The following is a 16,750-nucleotide window of genomic DNA, read 5'->3' as shown; positions in this document are numbered from 1 at the left end:
TCTGTATTGGAGAATAAAAAAAAGCGGCGATGGCCGCTTTTTTATTGCTGCTACTTTTTGTCGCTTACTGATAAAGGTATTTGGTAAATAACAAATCAGCAATCACCGTTTTACCCGTTTCAGGTAACAAAATAGAGTTGAGTTCTTCGACTAAACTTTTGCGTAAGTCTTCTCGTCCTGCCAATGATTTAATCGTCTCTTCCGTTTGCTTACCCAATAACTCGATAACGGCATCGCGTATGAGTGGTTGGTGTTTCTCAATCAAAGGAAGATCGGCCTGATTGGCGACCATGATATCGATGCGAACCTGGATATAACCAAGGTCGTTTCCTTTGGTATAGAAGTTAGTGGTTAAGTCGGGCTCTAAAGTAAAGTATGCCAAACTCGGAGTGCCGGCTTGTTCTTCTGCGATTGCTGGTAGAGCAAAAACGAGGCAAAGCAGGGCAAATATTTGGGCTACGTAACGTTTAAACATATTTCTAACTTTTCTTTCTTCTGATCACGATACTCGAATCGTCTGAGTCTTGTTACAATAGAGCATCTATTTGTAGTGAATTTGAGTTAACCGCAATATAGTGTTAGTTAACGCACCAGATTGAAGCTTTATTGTACGCCGATAAAGCAACTTATTGAATACTAGTATGAATCAAATGATTGCGCTTTATCTGTCCGCACTGCGCCAAGTGGAATGGCAACAGCCTGAAAATTTTAACTTTCCTTCGCAGATTGCGAGAGAATGGCTTTTAGAACAGGGCTCATTGTCACGTTTGTTAAAAACTTATTGTCAACAATTGAACGTAGATCTACTTCATAACGATGTTGTGCTTGCGAATAAATTGAACGAGCAAGAAATAGCGCTGTTATCTCAAGAACAATGTTTGCTGCGTAAAGTGGTACTGAAAGGCGATGGTGAGCCGTGGATTTTAGGTCGAACCTTGATCCCACAATCGTCATTAACGGATCAACCCCATGATCTCACCCAGCAAGGTGAAATACCATTGGGTTTGACCGTGTTCAGTGTTGAAAATGTAGAACGCGACGCCTTACAAGTTGGCTGGGCGAAGACGCCCAATGGGCTCTGTTTAGCTCGCCGTTCTCGCTTATGGATGAACCACAAACCGATGCTGGTTGCCGAACTTTTTTTACTTAATGCCCCTATTTACGCCAAGGAGAGTGTGTAGATGACAACCGCGAAAGTGCGCGCCTATTGGCACTTGATGCGCATGAACAAACCGATTGGCACCTTGTTGTTGCTATGGCCGACCTTGTGGGCTCTGATCATTGCTGCGGAAGGCATCCCTCACCTTAACGTATTATTGGTGTTTATTCTGGGCGTGGTTTTGATGCGCGCTGCTGGTTGTGTGATCAATGACTTTGCTGATCGTAAAGTGGATGGTCATGTGGAACGCACGCAGCACCGCCCGTTGCCATCTGGGATGATCAGTGCGAAAGAGGCGGTCAGCTTATTTATTGCTTTGGCAGTGTTATCCTTCGTATTGGTCTTGACCATGAATCCGTTGACGATTCAGCTGTCATTTGTCGGAATTGGGTTGGCTTTTATCTACCCATTTATGAAGCGTTATACTCATCTACCCCAACTGTTTCTTGGTCTTGCATTTAGTTGGGCGATTCCGATGGCGTGGGCTGCGCAAACGAATGAGCTTCCACCGATCGTGTGGTTTGTATTTGTGATGAATGCATTGTGGACCATTGCTTACGACACGCAATATGCCATGGTTGATCGCAATGATGATTTAAAAATTGGCATTAAATCAACCGCCATTTTGTTTGGCCGCTTTGATAAAATGATCATTGGTGTCCTGCAGCTTGCCACCGTATTGATGCTGATAGCTTTAGGGATGTGGTATTCGTTAGGCGCGAGTTTTTATTGGGCAGTGTTGGCGGTAGGGGCCTTATTTGTATTCCAGCAGCACTTGATACGTCATCGAGATAGAACGCAGTGTTTCCAAGCCTTTTTAAACAATAACTATGTTGGAATGGCCATTACGATTGGTTTGTTAGTGGCATTTTGGTGATACGGATTGACGCTATCTAGCGAAGGTTTGAAGTGGTAGATATAGAAAAGGGCATCTTGGTAGATGCCCTTTTTTGTGCCTCATTCTGAGTGTGAAATCGGCTTAACTGGTGACTTGAACTGCTATTTTGTTACTCTGTGCAATCACACACTTCTTCGCACATTTCCGTTGCCTGACACACGCTCTCTTTAATCGTCAGTCGAACTTCCGGGTAGAGTAATGAGTACAACAACTCAGCCAGGGTGGTGGCTTTTTCAATATCACAATCCCCTTCATTATCAAGATACTCTTGCTGTTTTAGCGTGCTGAACATGGCTGAGAAAACACCTTTATCAAAGAACTCAGGTGCATTGATACCGTGTAAACGTCCTAAGCGCTGCGCAATATCTTGGCTCTTTATTTCAAGGTCTGTTTTACCCAGTTCAGGGATAGCGACCAGTAAATTAAGAGTAATTGAGTAACGCTGTAGAGTTTCAGAGATCGTGCGACCCAGTAGTACTAATACTTGAGAGTTACTTTGAATAAACTTCACTTGTTGATCTTCGATCGTGATTAACCCTTGGCGTGCGAGTTCATGCACGTAAGCTTCGACAGTTTGATCAAGCTTGTCATCAGCAATATTTAAGAACAGCTCTTGCTTTAGGAAAGGGTAGATCAAAGCCACATTAGCTTGGATTTGCGCTAAGCTCAGTTGCTGGCGACGTACCAACATCTGTGCAATGAGTGCTGGAATCGCAAACAAGTGAATGATGTTGTTGCGATAGTAAGTCATTAGGATTGATTGGTTACGATCGAGTGAGACGATCTCACCCATACTGTCCGCTTCAATAACAAACTTATCTAAAGATTCAGCATGCTTAACCAATACTTCCGCTTCTTCATTTGGCATGGTGAAGCTTGAAGAATAAGGCACTTGTTTAAGTAGAGACAGGTAACAGTCGACTTGCTTAACTAGGCTATCACGAGACAATGCGCGTTGACGTGAAGCAAGCAATGCAGTCGCACATAAGGTGAGTGCATTCGCAGCAGCAGCATCGTTGATGTGTGACATCATCTTCGTCGCAAGATCGTTAACCACAGGCGTCAGCCATTGTGGTTTGGTCGCACCCATCGGGTCGATATCTTTAGTCCACTCTGGCGCATGTTCATTTAAGTATTGATTGAGCGGGATTGGCTCACCAAAATTGACATAGCCTTGGCCAAAGTTACGCAGTTTACGAATCGTACGAAGTACCAAGCTGGCATTTTCTTTCTCTTTGCGACTGCCGCGTAGTTCTTTGGCGTAAGTGCCTACTTCCATTACGTGTTCATAACCGATATATACCGGTACTAAGGTGACAGGGCGGTTTAGGCCGCGTAGCATGGCTTGAATGGTCATTGCGAGCATGCCGGTCTTTGCTTGTAGCAAACGTCCGGTTCTTGAACGGCCACCCTCACTGAAATACTCCACCGAATAACCTTTAGTAAACAGCTCTGCTAAATACTCACGGAAGATGGTTGAGTACAGTCGATTGCCCTTAAAGCTACGACGGATGAAGAATGCACCACCGCGACGGAAAATAGGGCCTGCAGGGAAGAAGTTCAGGTTGATACCCGCAGCAATATGCGGTGGAACCATGCCTTCTTGATATAGCACGTAAGACAATAGTAAATAGTCCATGTGGCTACGATGGCAAGGTAGGTAAACAATTTCATGGCCATCTTGTGCCAGACGACGAACGGTCGCTGCATTGTTAATGTTTAAACCTTGATAGATTCGATTCCATAGCCAACCAAGAACTCGGCTACCATTTTTGATGAGCGAGTATGAGAAGTCAGCGGCAATCTCATCCATGATATCTTGCGCTTCTTTGCGCACTTTTTCGATCGGAATATCTTTGGCTAGCGCTTCATCGGCAATCGCTTTTTCAATCGCTTTTGATTTCATTAAGCGCTTAAATAACGCTTGGCGGTTTGGCAGACTTGGGCCTGATGCCGCGAGTTTTTGGCGCGAGAAGTGAATACGCGCAACACGGGCGAGTTTATGAGCGATCGATGCATCAGTGCCGTGCGAGTCGGCCATATAACGCAGTGAAACCACCGGGCTAAAACGGATTAAACAGTCACGACCAGCCAACAGTACCGCTTTGGCTTTTTGTGGGCCATTAAGGGATTGTAGATAGTTGGTCTGCTTGCCTTCTTTCTCTGGCTTGCGTCCCCACAGAACGGTGATTGGCAGGATCTGGATATCCAATTCGCTGTCTTCTTTATGCAGAGCCAGTAACTCTGAAAACAGCGCTATAGATTCACTTGGAACATCATTGTCATTGCCAAGCACGGTTTCACGTGAAGAGATAAATACAAAACGGCTAAAGCTTTTACCATTGATGATTAATGGTTCAAGAGGATCAGGCAAACCGAGCGCGATGACCTGTTTTTGTAGGCTGACAAGATCAACACTAGAGCGGTATGGCAATGCGTAAACAATAGGCTTGTTGACATCAATGCTATGGTCTTCAATTGGGTTTGAAGGGATAGCCGTTCCTTTTACCAGTACCGACAGTGGTAGCTTTAATAGAGAACGTGATAGAGAGCGTCCAGAAGACATAAAAGTTCGTTGCCTCAAATGAATTAATGAGCATAAGCACATTTCCAATTCTTTAAGTGTAGAAGTGGAGATATGCCCAAGCAGATTTTTAGCTGGCAAGGATACCAGAAACTGGTCGAACCTTTTAATTATTATTGGGTGCAAAAGCAGCAACATTCTGCTGATGTGGCCAATCCAACTGAACGATGAGAGAGAATAAGGTGTCACAGAAAACCAAACACGGATTTAAACGTCTATTTAATGCAACGCGCTTCTCTTATCAGGGTTTGCAAGCGGCATTTAAAACAGAAGCGGCCTTTCGAGAAGAGCTGATTTTAGCTTGCATTATGATCCCCTTGGCTTTTTGGCTTGATGTCAGTCAAATCGAGCGCATCTTGATGATAGCTTGTGTGGTGTTAGTGATGGTGATGGAATTGATCAACAGTGCAATCGAGGCGGTAGTGGATCGTATTGGTACAGAGCATCATGAATTATCAGGAAAGGCGAAAGATATTGGCTCAGCGACAGTGATGTTAACTATGCTATTAACCGTTTACGTTTGGGTTGAGATCCTCTTCTTGTAAGTTATTAAAAAATCATCAATTCGCTTTTCATTTGTCCACTTACTGGATATACTCACAGTGAACTGTATAAAAAGACAGGTGACTTATGAAGCCGTTAACGCCCCGCCAACAACAAGTTTTTGATTTAATTAAAAACAAAATTGAAGAGAGCGGCATGCCGCCAACCCGTGCGGAGATTGCAAGAGAACTAGGTTTTCGCTCAGCAAATGCTGCAGAAGAACACCTTAAAGCTTTAGCAAGAAAACAAGCAATTGAGATTATTCCGGGCGCTTCCCGAGGTATTCGAATTTTGCTAGAAGATGCGGCAAATGATGACCAAGGATTGCCTTTGATTGGTCAAGTCGCCGCTGGTGAGCCTATTCTGGCTCAAGAGCATGTGGAAGCACATTATCAAGTGGATCCAAGCATGTTCAAACCGCAGGCGGACTTTTTATTGCGTGTTAATGGCGAATCGATGAAAGATATCGGCATCATGGATGGTGATTTATTGGCTGTGCATAAAACACAAGATGTAAGAGATGGCCAAGTGGTGGTTGCTCGTGTCGATGATGACGTCACGGTTAAACGCTTGGAGCGTAAAGGCTCTACGGTTTTACTGCATGCTGAAAACCAAGAGTTTGCACCAATTAAAGTTGATTTAACCAGCCAGCACCTTGCAATTGAAGGTATTGCTGTTGGGATTATTCGCAACACTGATTGGATGTAATGCTATAGCTTAGCAAGTTGAGATTCATTCTCATTAATCTTGCTATTGTAATTGATATTTATTATCATCTACTTTCTTGCTAAGGAAGGTAGATGATAATGTCCCCGTCCAGACACTTACCCAAAACACGCTATCAGATCCCTGCCAACCTAGTGCAGCCGCTTTGGCTACGAAGTCGAGAAAGCTTGGTTGATGATGGCCTCGTGTACGATCCTATTGCCGCTACCGCTTGTCAGCGTTGTCAGTTAGCACCGGAATGTTTCTCTGGTGATATCAACCAAAAACAATTACTTCATGCCACATTGACTCAGCTTTGTGATGAGCAAGTCACCGCCTTTATTAAACAGAATCCAGATGGTTGGATCATCAACGTTGGCGCAGGGCTAGATACCCGTTTTTATCGTGTTGATAACGGGCGCTGCCATTGGTTAGAGCTGGATGTGACGGAAAATTTACTGTGGCGACAGAAGTTATTTCATGCCAGTGAGCGTTATCACCATCAGTGCGGTAGTGTTGATGACCTGTCGTGGTTAGACGATCTCAATATCCCTGAGAAAGCGCCGGTGATGATCGTTTGTGAGCATGCGCTACTGGATTGCAATTCAGCACAAGTTGCTAGGTTTATTCAGGCATTAGGCCGCCATTTTGATAGCGCAAAAGCGAGCTTAGTATTGGCTGGGGATCGCTGTATGAATGTTTTGGGGCAAAAGATGGGCTCGGGGCAATATGCCCATGGCTATGATGCGCCGGGCGAGGCAGTTTTGCGTTATTTACCCTGGGCGAGATGGGTACGAACTTCGTCACCACTCGACAAACATTGTGTGCGCTGGAAATTATGGCAGCGTTGGCTGACAAAGTTTGTTGGTTCAAAACACAGATTCACGCCGGTAGTAGTTCAGCTTCGTTGGTGATCCAGTTACACTTTGCGCATAAATTCCGCAAAGAAGTCACAACGTGCACATTTTCCAAACCCTTTCCAATCGAGCAATGCACAAGAAGGTGCTATTGCTCGCGATCCCAATGGTACTTTCCAATATTACTGTTCCTTTACTGGGCCTGGTGGATGCTGCCGTTATTGGCCACTTAGAACATGCGTGGTATTTAGGTGGTGTGGCACTCGGCAGCATGATGATCAGTGTCAGTTTTTGGTTGTTGGGCTTTTTGCGTATGTCGACCACAGGGCTAGCCGCACAATCTTTTGGTGCCAAGCATGCGCATCAACTTGGGTTGGTGTTTACCCAAGGGATGGTGATGGCATTGGGTTTCGCTGGTGTGTTTTTACTGTTGCATAGCTGGATAGGTGACTGGGTGTTTGCTTTTAGTGACGCCAGTACGGAAGTAAAACACTACGGCCTACAATACTTTTCAATTCGAGCTTGGAGTGCGCCCGCCGCGTTAGCGAATTTTGTGTTACTGGGGTGGTTATTAGGTACGCAAAATGCGAAAGCACCGATGTGGATGGTGATCATTACCAACCTGACTAATATCTTGCTTGATGTTTTGTTTGTACTGGGTTTCGGCTGGCAGGTTGAAGGGGCTGCATTAGCTTCTGTTATTGCGGATTATACTGGCATGGCCTTTGGGTTAATCTGTGTGCGCTATACATGGCGAGCGCAACACTTACCATCAATTCTATTGTTGCTTAAAGATACCACTAATGGCTTAGTTCGATTTGTGAAACTCAATCGCGATATTTTTCTGCGTTCATTGTGCTTACAAGCTACTTTTACTTTTATGACTTTTCAAGGCGCCAGTTTTGGCGATGAGATTGTTGCAGCGAATGCGGTATTGATGAGTTTTCTGATGATGATTTCGTATGGTATGGATGGGTTCGCCTATGCGATGGAAGCGATGGTAGGTAAAGCGATTGGCGCTAAAGATCGTGATGAGCTAAATCAATCGTTAATCGGTACTTTCTTTTGGAGTTTAGTGATTTGCTGTGCGCTGACCTTGGTTTTTTACGCTTTTGGATCCTCCATGATCAGTTTGATCACCAATATTCCCGCCGTGCATGATAAAGCGCTGGAATTTATGCCATGGCTGGTGGCAATGCCGTTAGTGTCAATGTGGTGTTTTTTGTTGGATGGTATTTTTGTCGGCGCAACAAAAGGACGTGAAATGCGCAATGGTATGTTTGTTGCGACGTGCAGTTATTTTGTCATTTTCTACCTCTGCGCTAGTTGGCAGAACCATGCTTTGTGGCTGGCGATGTTGAGTTTTATGGCGATGCGCGGTATCACATTAGCATTGGTGCTGCGTCATCAATGGCGAAAAGGTGCATTTTTGGCTTAATGCGATTGCTAAGAATACGATAGAGAAAAGCCGCTACTAAGCGGCTTTTTTATTGAGATAAAGAGTGGATTAAAACAGGCGGTTTAAACCATTGAGCGCGGCTACTCGATAAGCTTCAGCCATCGTCGGGTAGTTGAAGGTCGTATTGACGAAATACTCGATGGTATTGGCTTCGCCTTTTTGTTCCATGATCGCTTGGCCGATATGAATGATTTCTGCTGCGCGCTCACCAAAGCAATGGATGCCAAGGATCTCTTTGGTTTCACGATGAAAGAGTATTTTTAAACTGCCAATATCTTTACCGGCAATCTGCGCGCGTGCCAAATGTTTAAAGGATGAACGTCCTACTTCATACGGCACTTTAGCAGCAGTGAGTTCTTGCTCTGTTTTGCCTACGGAACTGATCTCTGGGATGGTGTAGATACCGGTTGGGATATCTTCAATAAGATAGTTATCCGCTTTGCCTTTTGTGATCGCTTGTGCAACAAAGCGGCCTTGATCGTAAGCGGCGCTAGCAAGGCTTGGATAGCCAATTACATCACCCACCGCATAAACATGTTCAGCATCGGTTTGATAATTACGGTTTACGGCAATTTGACCGCGTGAATCGGCGGCAAGGCCTACGGCAGTCAAATTGAGTTTATCGGTATTACCTGTTCGGCCATTGGCATAGAGTAGGCAATCGGCTTTCATTTTTTTGCCGGATTGTAGATGAACAATCACACCGTCTTCAGTACCTTCAATTTTCTCAAAGGTTTCATCATTACGAATCACCACGCCACTATTCCAAAAGTGGTACGACAGTGCATCGGATACTTCATTATCAAGGAAAGAGAGTAGGCGATCGCGAGTATTCACCAGATCAGTCTTAACCCCCAAGCCACGGAAGATCGAAGCGTACTCACAGCCAATGACGCCAGCACCATAAATAATGATATGGCGAGGATCGTGTTTCAGGCTAAGGATAGAGTCACTGTCGTAAACTCGTTGGTGATCAAAATCGACGTTATCAGGGCGGTAAGGGCGAGAGCCGGTTGCAATCACAAACTTATCGGCACTGTAAAACTCTTCACTGCCATCACTTTGCATCACCGCAACGGTGTTGCTATCGGTAAAGCGTGCGGCGCCAAATAACAAGGTGCATTCATTGCGATCGTAAAAGCCCTGACGTAAGCGAGTCTGCTTATCAATTACAGACTTGGCATGATTAAGAATGTTAGAGAAGGTGGAGTGCAGGCTCATATTGTTTTTACAAAATAGCGGGTTGCTATTGAATTCAATAATACGGCTCACTGCATGACGTAACGCTTTCGAAGGGATCGTTCCCCAGTGGGTGCACCCGCCACCGACACTACTTTCTTTTTCGATAATGGCGACATTAAGACCAGCCTTGGTCAAACCCATAGCTGCACCTTCGCCGCCTGGGCCACTGCCTATCACGATAACATCAAAATGATTGCTTACGGCCATGACTCTATCCTTGTTATATTGTTGTAACATTGCTTTAGCGAGATATTAACGCATTATTTGATTGCGTAAATAACCGTCATACTAGAGAGTCGATGGGATCACGCGTAAAGCGTGAAATGTGCATTGTTGCCATGGTGGATGTCGCTAATTTGCAGTGAAATGATTGCAATCAGTATCTAACTACGGTTTATTTTTACCTGCTGAGTAAAGGCACTTAAGTCGTTGCGGGAATCCATGTATATTAGAGGTTCCCTAGTCAGAAAAGTAGAAATCAGAATATGAAAACCATGGGAATTCGCGCACAGCAAAAAGAGAAAACGCGTCGTTCACTGATTGATGCGGCATTCAGCCAGTTGAGTGCGGACAGAAGTTTCTCGAATTTGAGCCTTCGAGAGGTCGCACGTGAAGCGGGAATTGCACCAACCTCATTCTATCGCCACTTTAAAGATATGGATGAGCTAGGATTAACCATGGTGGATGAAGGAGGCTTGTTACTGCGTCAACTGATGCGTCAAGCTCGTCAACGGATTGTCAAAGAGGGCAGCGTAATACGCACCTCAGTGGAAACCTTCATGGAGTTCATTGAAAGTAGCCCAAACGTCTTTCGCTTATTATTAAGAGAGCGTTCAGGTACTTCTTTTGCTTTTCGTACCGCTGTTGCGCGTGAAATTCAACATTTTGCCGCAGAGTTGACTGAGTTCTTGATTAGCAGCGGCATGAGCCGTGATGAGGCCTTTACTCAAGCTGAAGCCTCTGTCACCTTAGTTTTTAGTTCAGGAGCAGAGGTATTAGATCTCGATCGACGTGAGCGAGAAATTCTCGCGGAACGTTTGATCATGCAATTGCGAATGATAGCCAAAGGGGCTTATTGGTATCGCAAAGAACGTGAACGTAATCGACTAAAAGGCGGGATAGATTAATGTCTAATGAAAACAATCCAATTAATCGTGGTTCGGAAAAAAAGACCCTAGTGCTTGCTCTAGTTGCAGGTATGTGTAGCGACTCGTTACTCTCATGGCTCACTATGAGCGAAGTGAGCTTCTCTATTTTTCCTATCATTGCGCTAGTGCTAGCTGTTCAGGCGCTGTACCAAGAGTACTTGAATAACCCCGTATCAGAAGATATTCCACTGATTGGGCTTGCATGTTTCTTCGTGGGGGCCTTTGGTCACTCAGCCTTCTTAAAGGCGCAGTACCCTGATGCTGGCTCAAACTTCTTTGCCATCATCGTATCCATGCTACTGATGCTTTGGATTGGTAAGAAACTGGGCTACATGTCGAAGTCCAAAGAAGAAGCCGCTGAATAAGTGAAAGCAAAAAAAACGAGCCAATGGCTCGTTTTTTTATATCAATTAGAATGGATGGTGACTACGCCTTACGCTCTAACATTACGCCCGCTTCCATGTGATGGGTATATGGGAACTGATCGAATAGAGCAAAACGAGTGACATTGTGTGTCTCACTCAATATATCTAGGTTTTCTTGCAGCGTTTCTGGATTACAAGAGATGTAAATGATGCGCTCGTAGCCCTGCACCATTTTACAGGTGTCGATATCCATACCAGAACGAGGTGGATCAACAAAGATGGTATTACAGTTGTAGCTCGCCAGATCAACACCTGCATCTTTTAGACGACGGAACTCACGCTGTCCTTCGATCGCTTGAGTGAACTCTTCAGCTGATAAACGTAGAATTTGTACGTTTTCAATCTTGTTTGCAGCAATGTTGTATTGCGCTGATTCTACTGATGGTTTAGCCAGTTCAGTCGCTAATACACGATTGAAGTTTTGCGCCAGCGCTAAAGAGAAGTTACCGTTACCACAGTAAAGCTCAAGTAAATCGCCACTGCTATCTTGCGTGCAGTCTACCGCCCATGCCAGCATCTTTTCAGAAACCGCGGCATTTGGTTGCGTAAAACTGTTTTCAACTTGTTGGTAGATGTATGGTTGGCCATTAACATCGAGTTTCTCGATAACAAAGTCACGATCCAGCACCACTTTCATTTTACGTGCACGGCCGATAAGGTTGAGGTTAAAGCCCTCATCATTAAGACGCTGTTTTAGTGCCTTTGCGTTTTCAATCCATGCCTCGTCAAGTTGACGATGGTAAAGCAGCGACACCAAAATCTCTCCGCTCTTGGTCGACAGAAAATCGACTTGGAACAGTTTACGACGCAGTGATTCATTGTCCTTCATCGCATCAATCAATAACGGCATCAGATCGTTGATCAAACGGCTCGCGGCAGGGAACTGGTCAACACGGTACTTTTCACGAGTTTGCTGGTCAAACATGATGTAGTACATGTCTTCGCCTTCGTGCCATACACGAAACTCGGCACGCATACGGTAGTGCTGCTCTGGAGATTCAAACACTTCTAGCTCTGGCACGTTGTAGTTAGCAAACATCCCTGTGAGACGTTCAACTTTTTCGGCCAACTGCTGTTGGTAGTGTTGAGGGTTTACATCAAGAGTCGCCATAGTATTACCTTTGTATGGTGCATTTTATTTAAGAGCGCAGATTTTATTCGATATCTACCGTATGTCCAGTTTTGCGTCGCCAAGAGCTTGAACCATCAGGGGAGCAAGGTGATAAGTAATCTAATGAAACAATTGAATTATATAACAATTATCAATAACCGCTGGACAATTAACCGATTGCTTAATACCATCTGCGCCTAGCTGGTGCTATCTAGCAGTATAGATGGCTGAAGAGGGAATCTGGTGTAACTCCAGAACTGACGCGCAGCGGTAATAGAGAACGAACACTCTTAAGACACTGCCTCTAGTATGGGGGTGGGAAGTCGAGTAAGTAGGAAAGTATAGAGCTCTAAAGTCCGAATACCTGCCAGCAACTGAGCAAACACTGGAAGCATGTGCTCCGCGCTCGGTAGGATTTACGCGACTTAGGATTACAAAAATGAACCGTTCTATTTTAGCAGTGGCCGTAGCGTCATTGCTTCCTTATGCCTCTTCTTTTGCCCAATCAAATTCTGTAGATGAAACAGTTGTAGTGACTGCTAGTCGATTTGAGCAACCAATCAAAGAAGTTCTAGCCCCAGTTTCTGTGGTCACCAAGGAAGAAATTGATGCAATTCAAGCAAAGTCTTTAGCTGATGTTCTTCGACGCTTACCAGGTGTTCAGGTTATTTCTGGTGGATTAGGTCAAGATACGACAGTATTTGTCCGTGGTGCGTCTTCTAAGCATCTTCTTGTGATGATTAATGGTGTTCGTATAGGTAGCGCAACATTAGGCAGTGCTGATTTCAGTAAAATTCCATTAACGGGTATCGATCGCATTGAATTGATTCGAGGTTCGCGTGCTGCGCTCTATGGCTCTGATGCGATTGGTGGCGTACTCAATATTATTACGGAATATAATGCTGGTGAGCAACTCGCGCAGATTAACGCTGGTCTTGGTAGTGATGGCTATACTCAGTTTGGAGGTTCTTTTGCTGGTGCTGTTGGCGAAAGCTCTTGGGCGAAATTTGCAATAAAGACAGAGCAAGCCGATGGTTTTTCGGCAAGGAAAGAACCATTTGAATCAGATGATGACGGCTTTGAAGCCCACAATATTGTTGCTGAAGTAGGGACTGATATTAACAGCAACTTGAAGTTGAGGTTGCAAGGTTACTATAACGATGCGAAAACGGATTACGATGACACTTACGGTGCTACTGGGGCATATACCGAAAGCAGTCTTTATAATGTCGCGGCAAAATTAGAATATGTACGTGATAACCTCGCAAGCCAATTTACAATCGCTCAAAACCAAGACAAAGGTCAGAATAATAGCAAAGGTGTAGCGGGTAGTGAGATAGCGACCGATCGCTTACTTATTAATTGGCAAAACCACTACCAATTCAATGAGCAATTTTCTTTAGGCGGTGGACTCGAGTTTTACCGTGATTCAGTTTCTAACAGCACGACTGTCTATGAAGAAGATGAGCGAGACAATTTTGCAGCTTACATAAACTCCATTTATATAGCTGGTGATTTACAGTTAGAAGCAAGCTTACGTGGTGATGATAACGATAGCTATGGTGAGAATACGACATGGCTTTTAGGTGCAGCATATACCTTCGTTAATACATATCAAATTGCTGCCAGTGCAGGTACTGGCTTTAGAGCGCCATCATTTAATGATTTTTATTGGCCTGGATCAGGTAATCCTAACTTGAAGCCAGAAGAGTCTTTTAATTATGAACTTTCATTGTCAGGAAGCCACGCTCTATTAGATTGGCAAGTGACTGGATACCGAAATGACGTTGAGCAATTGATTGCTTGGGCTCCAATTGATGACACTAATCCGGCGAGCGACTGGATTCCCATGAATGTCGAAGAGGCTCGTCTTCAGGGTATAGAGTTTACAACTCAATTTGACACTGGATTATTGCGACATGAATTGAGTTATGACTATTTAGATGCGACAGATACAAAAACGGATAAGCAATTAATTCGTCGTTCAAAGCACAGTGCGAAGTGGAATATTGCTTATGTTAAAAATCAATGGCAGTTCGATGTTAGCTCACTTTATAAGGGTAAGAGCTATGAAGATGCTCAAAACACTAAAGAGCTAGAAGCATTTGTCTTGTTTGATGTCGCTACAAGCTATTCCGTTAATGAGAATCTAGTTCTTCGCGCCCGAGTTGCTAACCTATTTGATGAAGATTATACATCTAAAGAAAGCTACAACGTTCAAGAGCGTAGCTATTATGGCTTGGTTGAATATAACTTCTAAGTGTTTAAATAAAACCGCCTTCGGGCGGTTTTTTGATTGTGTGAGTAAAAAATGAAAAACATCATCGTGAGTTGGTCTTCAGGTAAAGATTCGACTCTGACCTTAGAGCGCTTAATGGACAGTGACCAATACAATGTCGTTGGCCTATTCACTACTTACCTTGAAGATGAAGTTCCTTTTCAAGCGACGCCAATCGAAGTGGTAGAGATGCAAGCGGACTTACTTGGTTTACCGTTAGTTAAAATTGCACTGCCAGAGGTCTTCCCAAGCAATGAACAATACAAGTCGTTAGTTGTTGAAGGGTTGAAAGCGTCTGATTTAATCTTTGAGGCAGTCGCTTTTGGCGATATGTTCTGTAATGGGATCGCCGAGTATCGCCGTAGCTACATTGAACCTGCCGGATGGCAATGCGTTTTCCCGCTAATGGGGGAGGCGAGTGAGCAACTAGCGCAAGAGATAATAGAGCGTGATATTAAAACCATGTTGGTCACAGCAGATGGTGACCGTATCGCACGTGAGCTTTGTGGCCGTTGGTATGATGAAGCCTTATTGGCCGAGCTATCGTCTGATGTCGATCCATGTGGCGAAAATGGTGAGTTCCATACACTGGTTACACAAACACGCAGCTTTGATGGCGTGTTAGAACTGCAACTTTCGCATATTGAACATGGCGAACGATTCTCCCACCAAAGATACAGCGCGAAAGCATTGCGAAAAGCAAATCGCAGGGTATGATCGCCAGCATATAAATAAGTGGAATAGTGTCGTGTCTCAGCAACCTAAAATTTTAATCTTTGATTCAGGTGTCGGTGGTCTTTCGGTTTATCAAGAGATCGAAGCTCGTTTACCTCAGCTCGATTACTATTACCTATTTGATAATGCAGCTTACCCTTATGGTGAGCTTGAGCATCACACCTTGATTGAGCGAGTAGACCATCTGGTTACGCGCTTTGTCAGCGCGCATCGGATTGACTTAGTTGTGATTGCTTGTAACACCGCAAGCACCATTGTTCTTCCTTCTTTACGCGCAAAGTTATCTATCCCAGTTGTTGGCGTAGTGCCAGCCATTAAACCGGCTTCTAACCTTGCCAATAAAGCGATTGGGCTAATCGCAACGCCGGCGACAGTAAAGCGTGAATATACTCATGATCTCATCCGAGACTTTTCGCAAAGCAAGCCAGTCGAAATGCTTGGTTTGACCCGTCTGGTTGATATAGCGGAAGAAAAACTCAGAGGGAAGAGTGTTGATATAGATGAAATGGCACAACTACTGGCACCATTGAAGAACAAGATTGATGTAGCGGTATTAGGTTGTACGCATTTCCCTCTTATTAAACAAGAGATACAAACCGTACTGGGTGAGCAAGTGTTGCTGGTGGATTCCGGAGTCGCGATTGCCCGCCGTGTGCAAGAGTTACTTAATATAGAAGAGAAAGAAAAGCGTATCGGAGCGAGAGAAATCTATTGCAGCGCCCCACCTTGGGAAGAAGAGGCGCTGAATAGAGCATTAGCCAGAATAGGATTTACCTTAGTTCGTCCTCTTCTTCTTGAGTTTTAGGCTCGTTAGCAATACGGACTTTCAAAGTACGCTGCATATAATCCTTTTCATTTAATGCAGCAATGGCCGTTTCTGCGTCTGAGGCTGCCATTACGACAAATCCAAACCCACGTCGTTTACCTGTGCGTTTATCTTTCATAAGACGCACAGCAAATACTTCACCATGTTTAGAAAAAACTTCCTTCACGTGAGACTCATTTGCTTTATAAGGTAGATTACCGACATACAACGTTTTCGTTGCTGGATCACTCAGCGGTACAGCTTCTGTTGTAGTGTTGGAAAATTTAAGAACAAAAGCAGAAGCCAAAACACCAACAACAAAACTAATTGCAGGAGAGATATCTACCTGCGAGAAGATGATTCCACCCAGTACCGCAAGAGCGATCATCATTACTATTGATTTACTTGAACTCATAATCAGAATACTACTTCTAGGTCAGAGGAAATTAACTATCTACTATTAACAATATAGACACATGAATCTTACGTATATGGTTGGCCTTTTTCCAATTCATTGATGTGACATGACTCAAATGTTGAAATTTTATTCTATTTTATGCGTTTTGCTGGCTTTTTAGGCAAACAAATTCTTTTTTCCAAATAATACTTGTCATGTGTCTCAACCTCCCTATAATGCCGCTCCATCGACAGGGAATGAGACGGAAGTCACAAACCCAGTTGGTAAAGAGAGAAAAGAAAGTTTGAATAAAACGCTTGACTCTCAAGTCGGGAAGCGTAAGATACGCACCCCTAGCGACACGGTATTGAAATGCTGGTTCCGCTAGAAAAGCTCTTTAAAAA

General features: G+C 44.2%; 16 protein-coding genes and 1 riboswitch. Of the genes, 11 read left to right on the top strand and 5 right to left on the bottom strand.

The window, feature by feature from the left end; genetic code table 11:
- Nucleotides 1–64: 64 nt before the first annotated feature.
- A complete protein-coding gene (locus RH86_RS00080; protein WP_005599709.1) occupies nt 65–475 on the bottom strand; it encodes a flagellar basal body-associated protein FliL in 411 nt (136 codons plus the stop codon).
- 166 nt (nt 476–641) lie between these two features.
- Here RH86_RS00080 and RH86_RS00075 point away from each other — a divergent pair, with 166 nt between their 5' ends.
- Nucleotides 642–1,181: a chorismate lyase gene (locus tag RH86_RS00075; RefSeq protein WP_009384140.1), complete on the top strand. Its 540-nt coding sequence runs from the start codon at nt 642–644 to the stop codon at nt 1,179–1,181.
- Entirely contained in the window at nt 1,182–2,036 is an 855-nt protein-coding gene (ubiA, locus tag RH86_RS00070; protein WP_009384138.1) for a 4-hydroxybenzoate octaprenyltransferase, read from the top strand.
- A 130-nt stretch (nt 2,037–2,166) separates the two neighbouring features.
- Here the strand turns inward: ubiA and plsB are convergent, their stop codons facing one another.
- Nucleotides 2,167–4,623: a glycerol-3-phosphate 1-O-acyltransferase PlsB gene (gene plsB, locus RH86_RS00065; RefSeq protein WP_009384136.1), complete on the bottom strand. Its 2,457-nt coding sequence runs from the start codon at nt 4,621–4,623 to the stop codon at nt 2,167–2,169.
- 200 nt (nt 4,624–4,823) lie between these two features.
- Between plsB and RH86_RS00060 the strand changes: the two genes are divergently transcribed.
- The 4 genes from RH86_RS00060 to dinF all read left to right on the top strand — a co-directional run bounded on the left by RH86_RS00060 (nt 4,824) and on the right by dinF (nt 8,184).
- Entirely contained in the window at nt 4,824–5,186 is a 363-nt protein-coding gene (locus RH86_RS00060) for a diacylglycerol kinase (protein WP_005599699.1), read from the top strand.
- Nucleotides 5,187–5,271: 85 nt separating this feature from the next.
- Nucleotides 5,272–5,892 (top strand): transcriptional repressor LexA, encoded by a 621-nt coding sequence (lexA, locus tag RH86_RS00055; RefSeq protein WP_005599698.1) that lies wholly within the window; start codon nt 5,272–5,274, stop codon nt 5,890–5,892.
- Between the two features lie 98 nt (nt 5,893–5,990).
- Entirely contained in the window at nt 5,991–6,803 is an 813-nt protein-coding gene (locus tag RH86_RS00050) for a class I SAM-dependent methyltransferase (RefSeq protein ID WP_009384133.1), read from the top strand.
- Between the two features lie 76 nt (nt 6,804–6,879).
- Nucleotides 6,880–8,184 carry an MATE family efflux transporter DinF gene (dinF, locus tag RH86_RS00045; RefSeq protein ID WP_175422493.1) on the top strand — a complete coding sequence of 435 codons (1,305 nt, stop codon included), beginning with the start codon at nt 6,880–6,882 and terminating at the stop codon, nt 8,182–8,184.
- Between the two features lie 69 nt (nt 8,185–8,253).
- Here dinF and sthA read toward each other — a convergent pair whose 3' ends face one another.
- Nucleotides 8,254–9,684 carry a Si-specific NAD(P)(+) transhydrogenase gene (gene sthA / locus RH86_RS00040; protein WP_081467398.1) on the bottom strand — a complete coding sequence of 477 codons (1,431 nt, stop codon included), beginning with the start codon at nt 9,682–9,684 and terminating at the stop codon, nt 8,254–8,256.
- A 248-nt stretch (nt 9,685–9,932) separates the two neighbouring features.
- Between sthA and fabR the strand changes: the two genes are divergently transcribed.
- A complete protein-coding gene (gene fabR, locus RH86_RS00035; protein WP_005599692.1) occupies nt 9,933–10,574 on the top strand; it encodes an HTH-type transcriptional repressor FabR in 642 nt (213 codons plus the stop codon).
- Nucleotides 10,574–10,960 (top strand): YijD family membrane protein, encoded by a 387-nt coding sequence (locus RH86_RS00030; protein ID WP_009384125.1) that lies wholly within the window; start codon nt 10,574–10,576, stop codon nt 10,958–10,960. Before fabR ends, RH86_RS00030 begins: the two co-directional genes overlap by 1 nt.
- Nucleotides 10,961–11,021: 61 nt before the next feature.
- Here the strand turns inward: RH86_RS00030 and trmA are convergent, their stop codons facing one another.
- A complete protein-coding gene (gene trmA, locus RH86_RS00025; RefSeq protein ID WP_005599689.1) occupies nt 11,022–12,131 on the bottom strand; it encodes a tRNA (uridine(54)-C5)-methyltransferase TrmA in 1,110 nt (369 codons plus the stop codon).
- Nucleotides 12,132–12,316: 185 nt separating this feature from the next.
- Nucleotides 12,317–12,518, top strand: a riboswitch (cobalamin riboswitch).
- A gap of 52 nt (nt 12,519–12,570) precedes the next feature.
- Between trmA and RH86_RS00020 the strand changes: the two genes are divergently transcribed.
- From RH86_RS00020 to murI, 3 genes are read left to right on the top strand one after another with little or no spacing between them, the layout of a single operon-like run.
- On the top strand, nt 12,571–14,391 hold the full coding sequence (locus tag RH86_RS00020) for a TonB-dependent receptor domain-containing protein (RefSeq protein WP_009384122.1): 1,821 nt from the start codon (nt 12,571–12,573) through the stop codon (nt 14,389–14,391).
- 51 nt (nt 14,392–14,442) lie between these two features.
- Entirely contained in the window at nt 14,443–15,126 is a 684-nt protein-coding gene (locus RH86_RS00015) for an ATPase (protein WP_009384120.1), read from the top strand.
- Nucleotides 15,127–15,157: 31 nt separating this feature from the next.
- Entirely contained in the window at nt 15,158–15,949 is a 792-nt protein-coding gene (gene murI, locus RH86_RS00010) for a glutamate racemase (RefSeq protein ID WP_009384117.1), read from the top strand.
- Here the strand turns inward: murI and RH86_RS00005 are convergent.
- Entirely contained in the window at nt 15,915–16,364 is a 450-nt protein-coding gene (locus RH86_RS00005; RefSeq protein ID WP_174269676.1) for an RNA recognition motif domain-containing protein, read from the bottom strand. The two genes, murI and RH86_RS00005, sit on opposite strands and share 35 nt — an antisense overlap.
- Nucleotides 16,365–16,750: the final 386 nt, after the last annotated feature.

It is taken from the genome of Vibrio sp. N418 (assembly GCF_000222565.1).
Lineage (GTDB): Bacteria > Pseudomonadota > Gammaproteobacteria > Enterobacterales > Vibrionaceae > Vibrio > Vibrio scophthalmi.
Note: the sequence above shows the minus strand (reverse complement) of the source record. Positions and strands in the feature narration are given on the sequence as shown.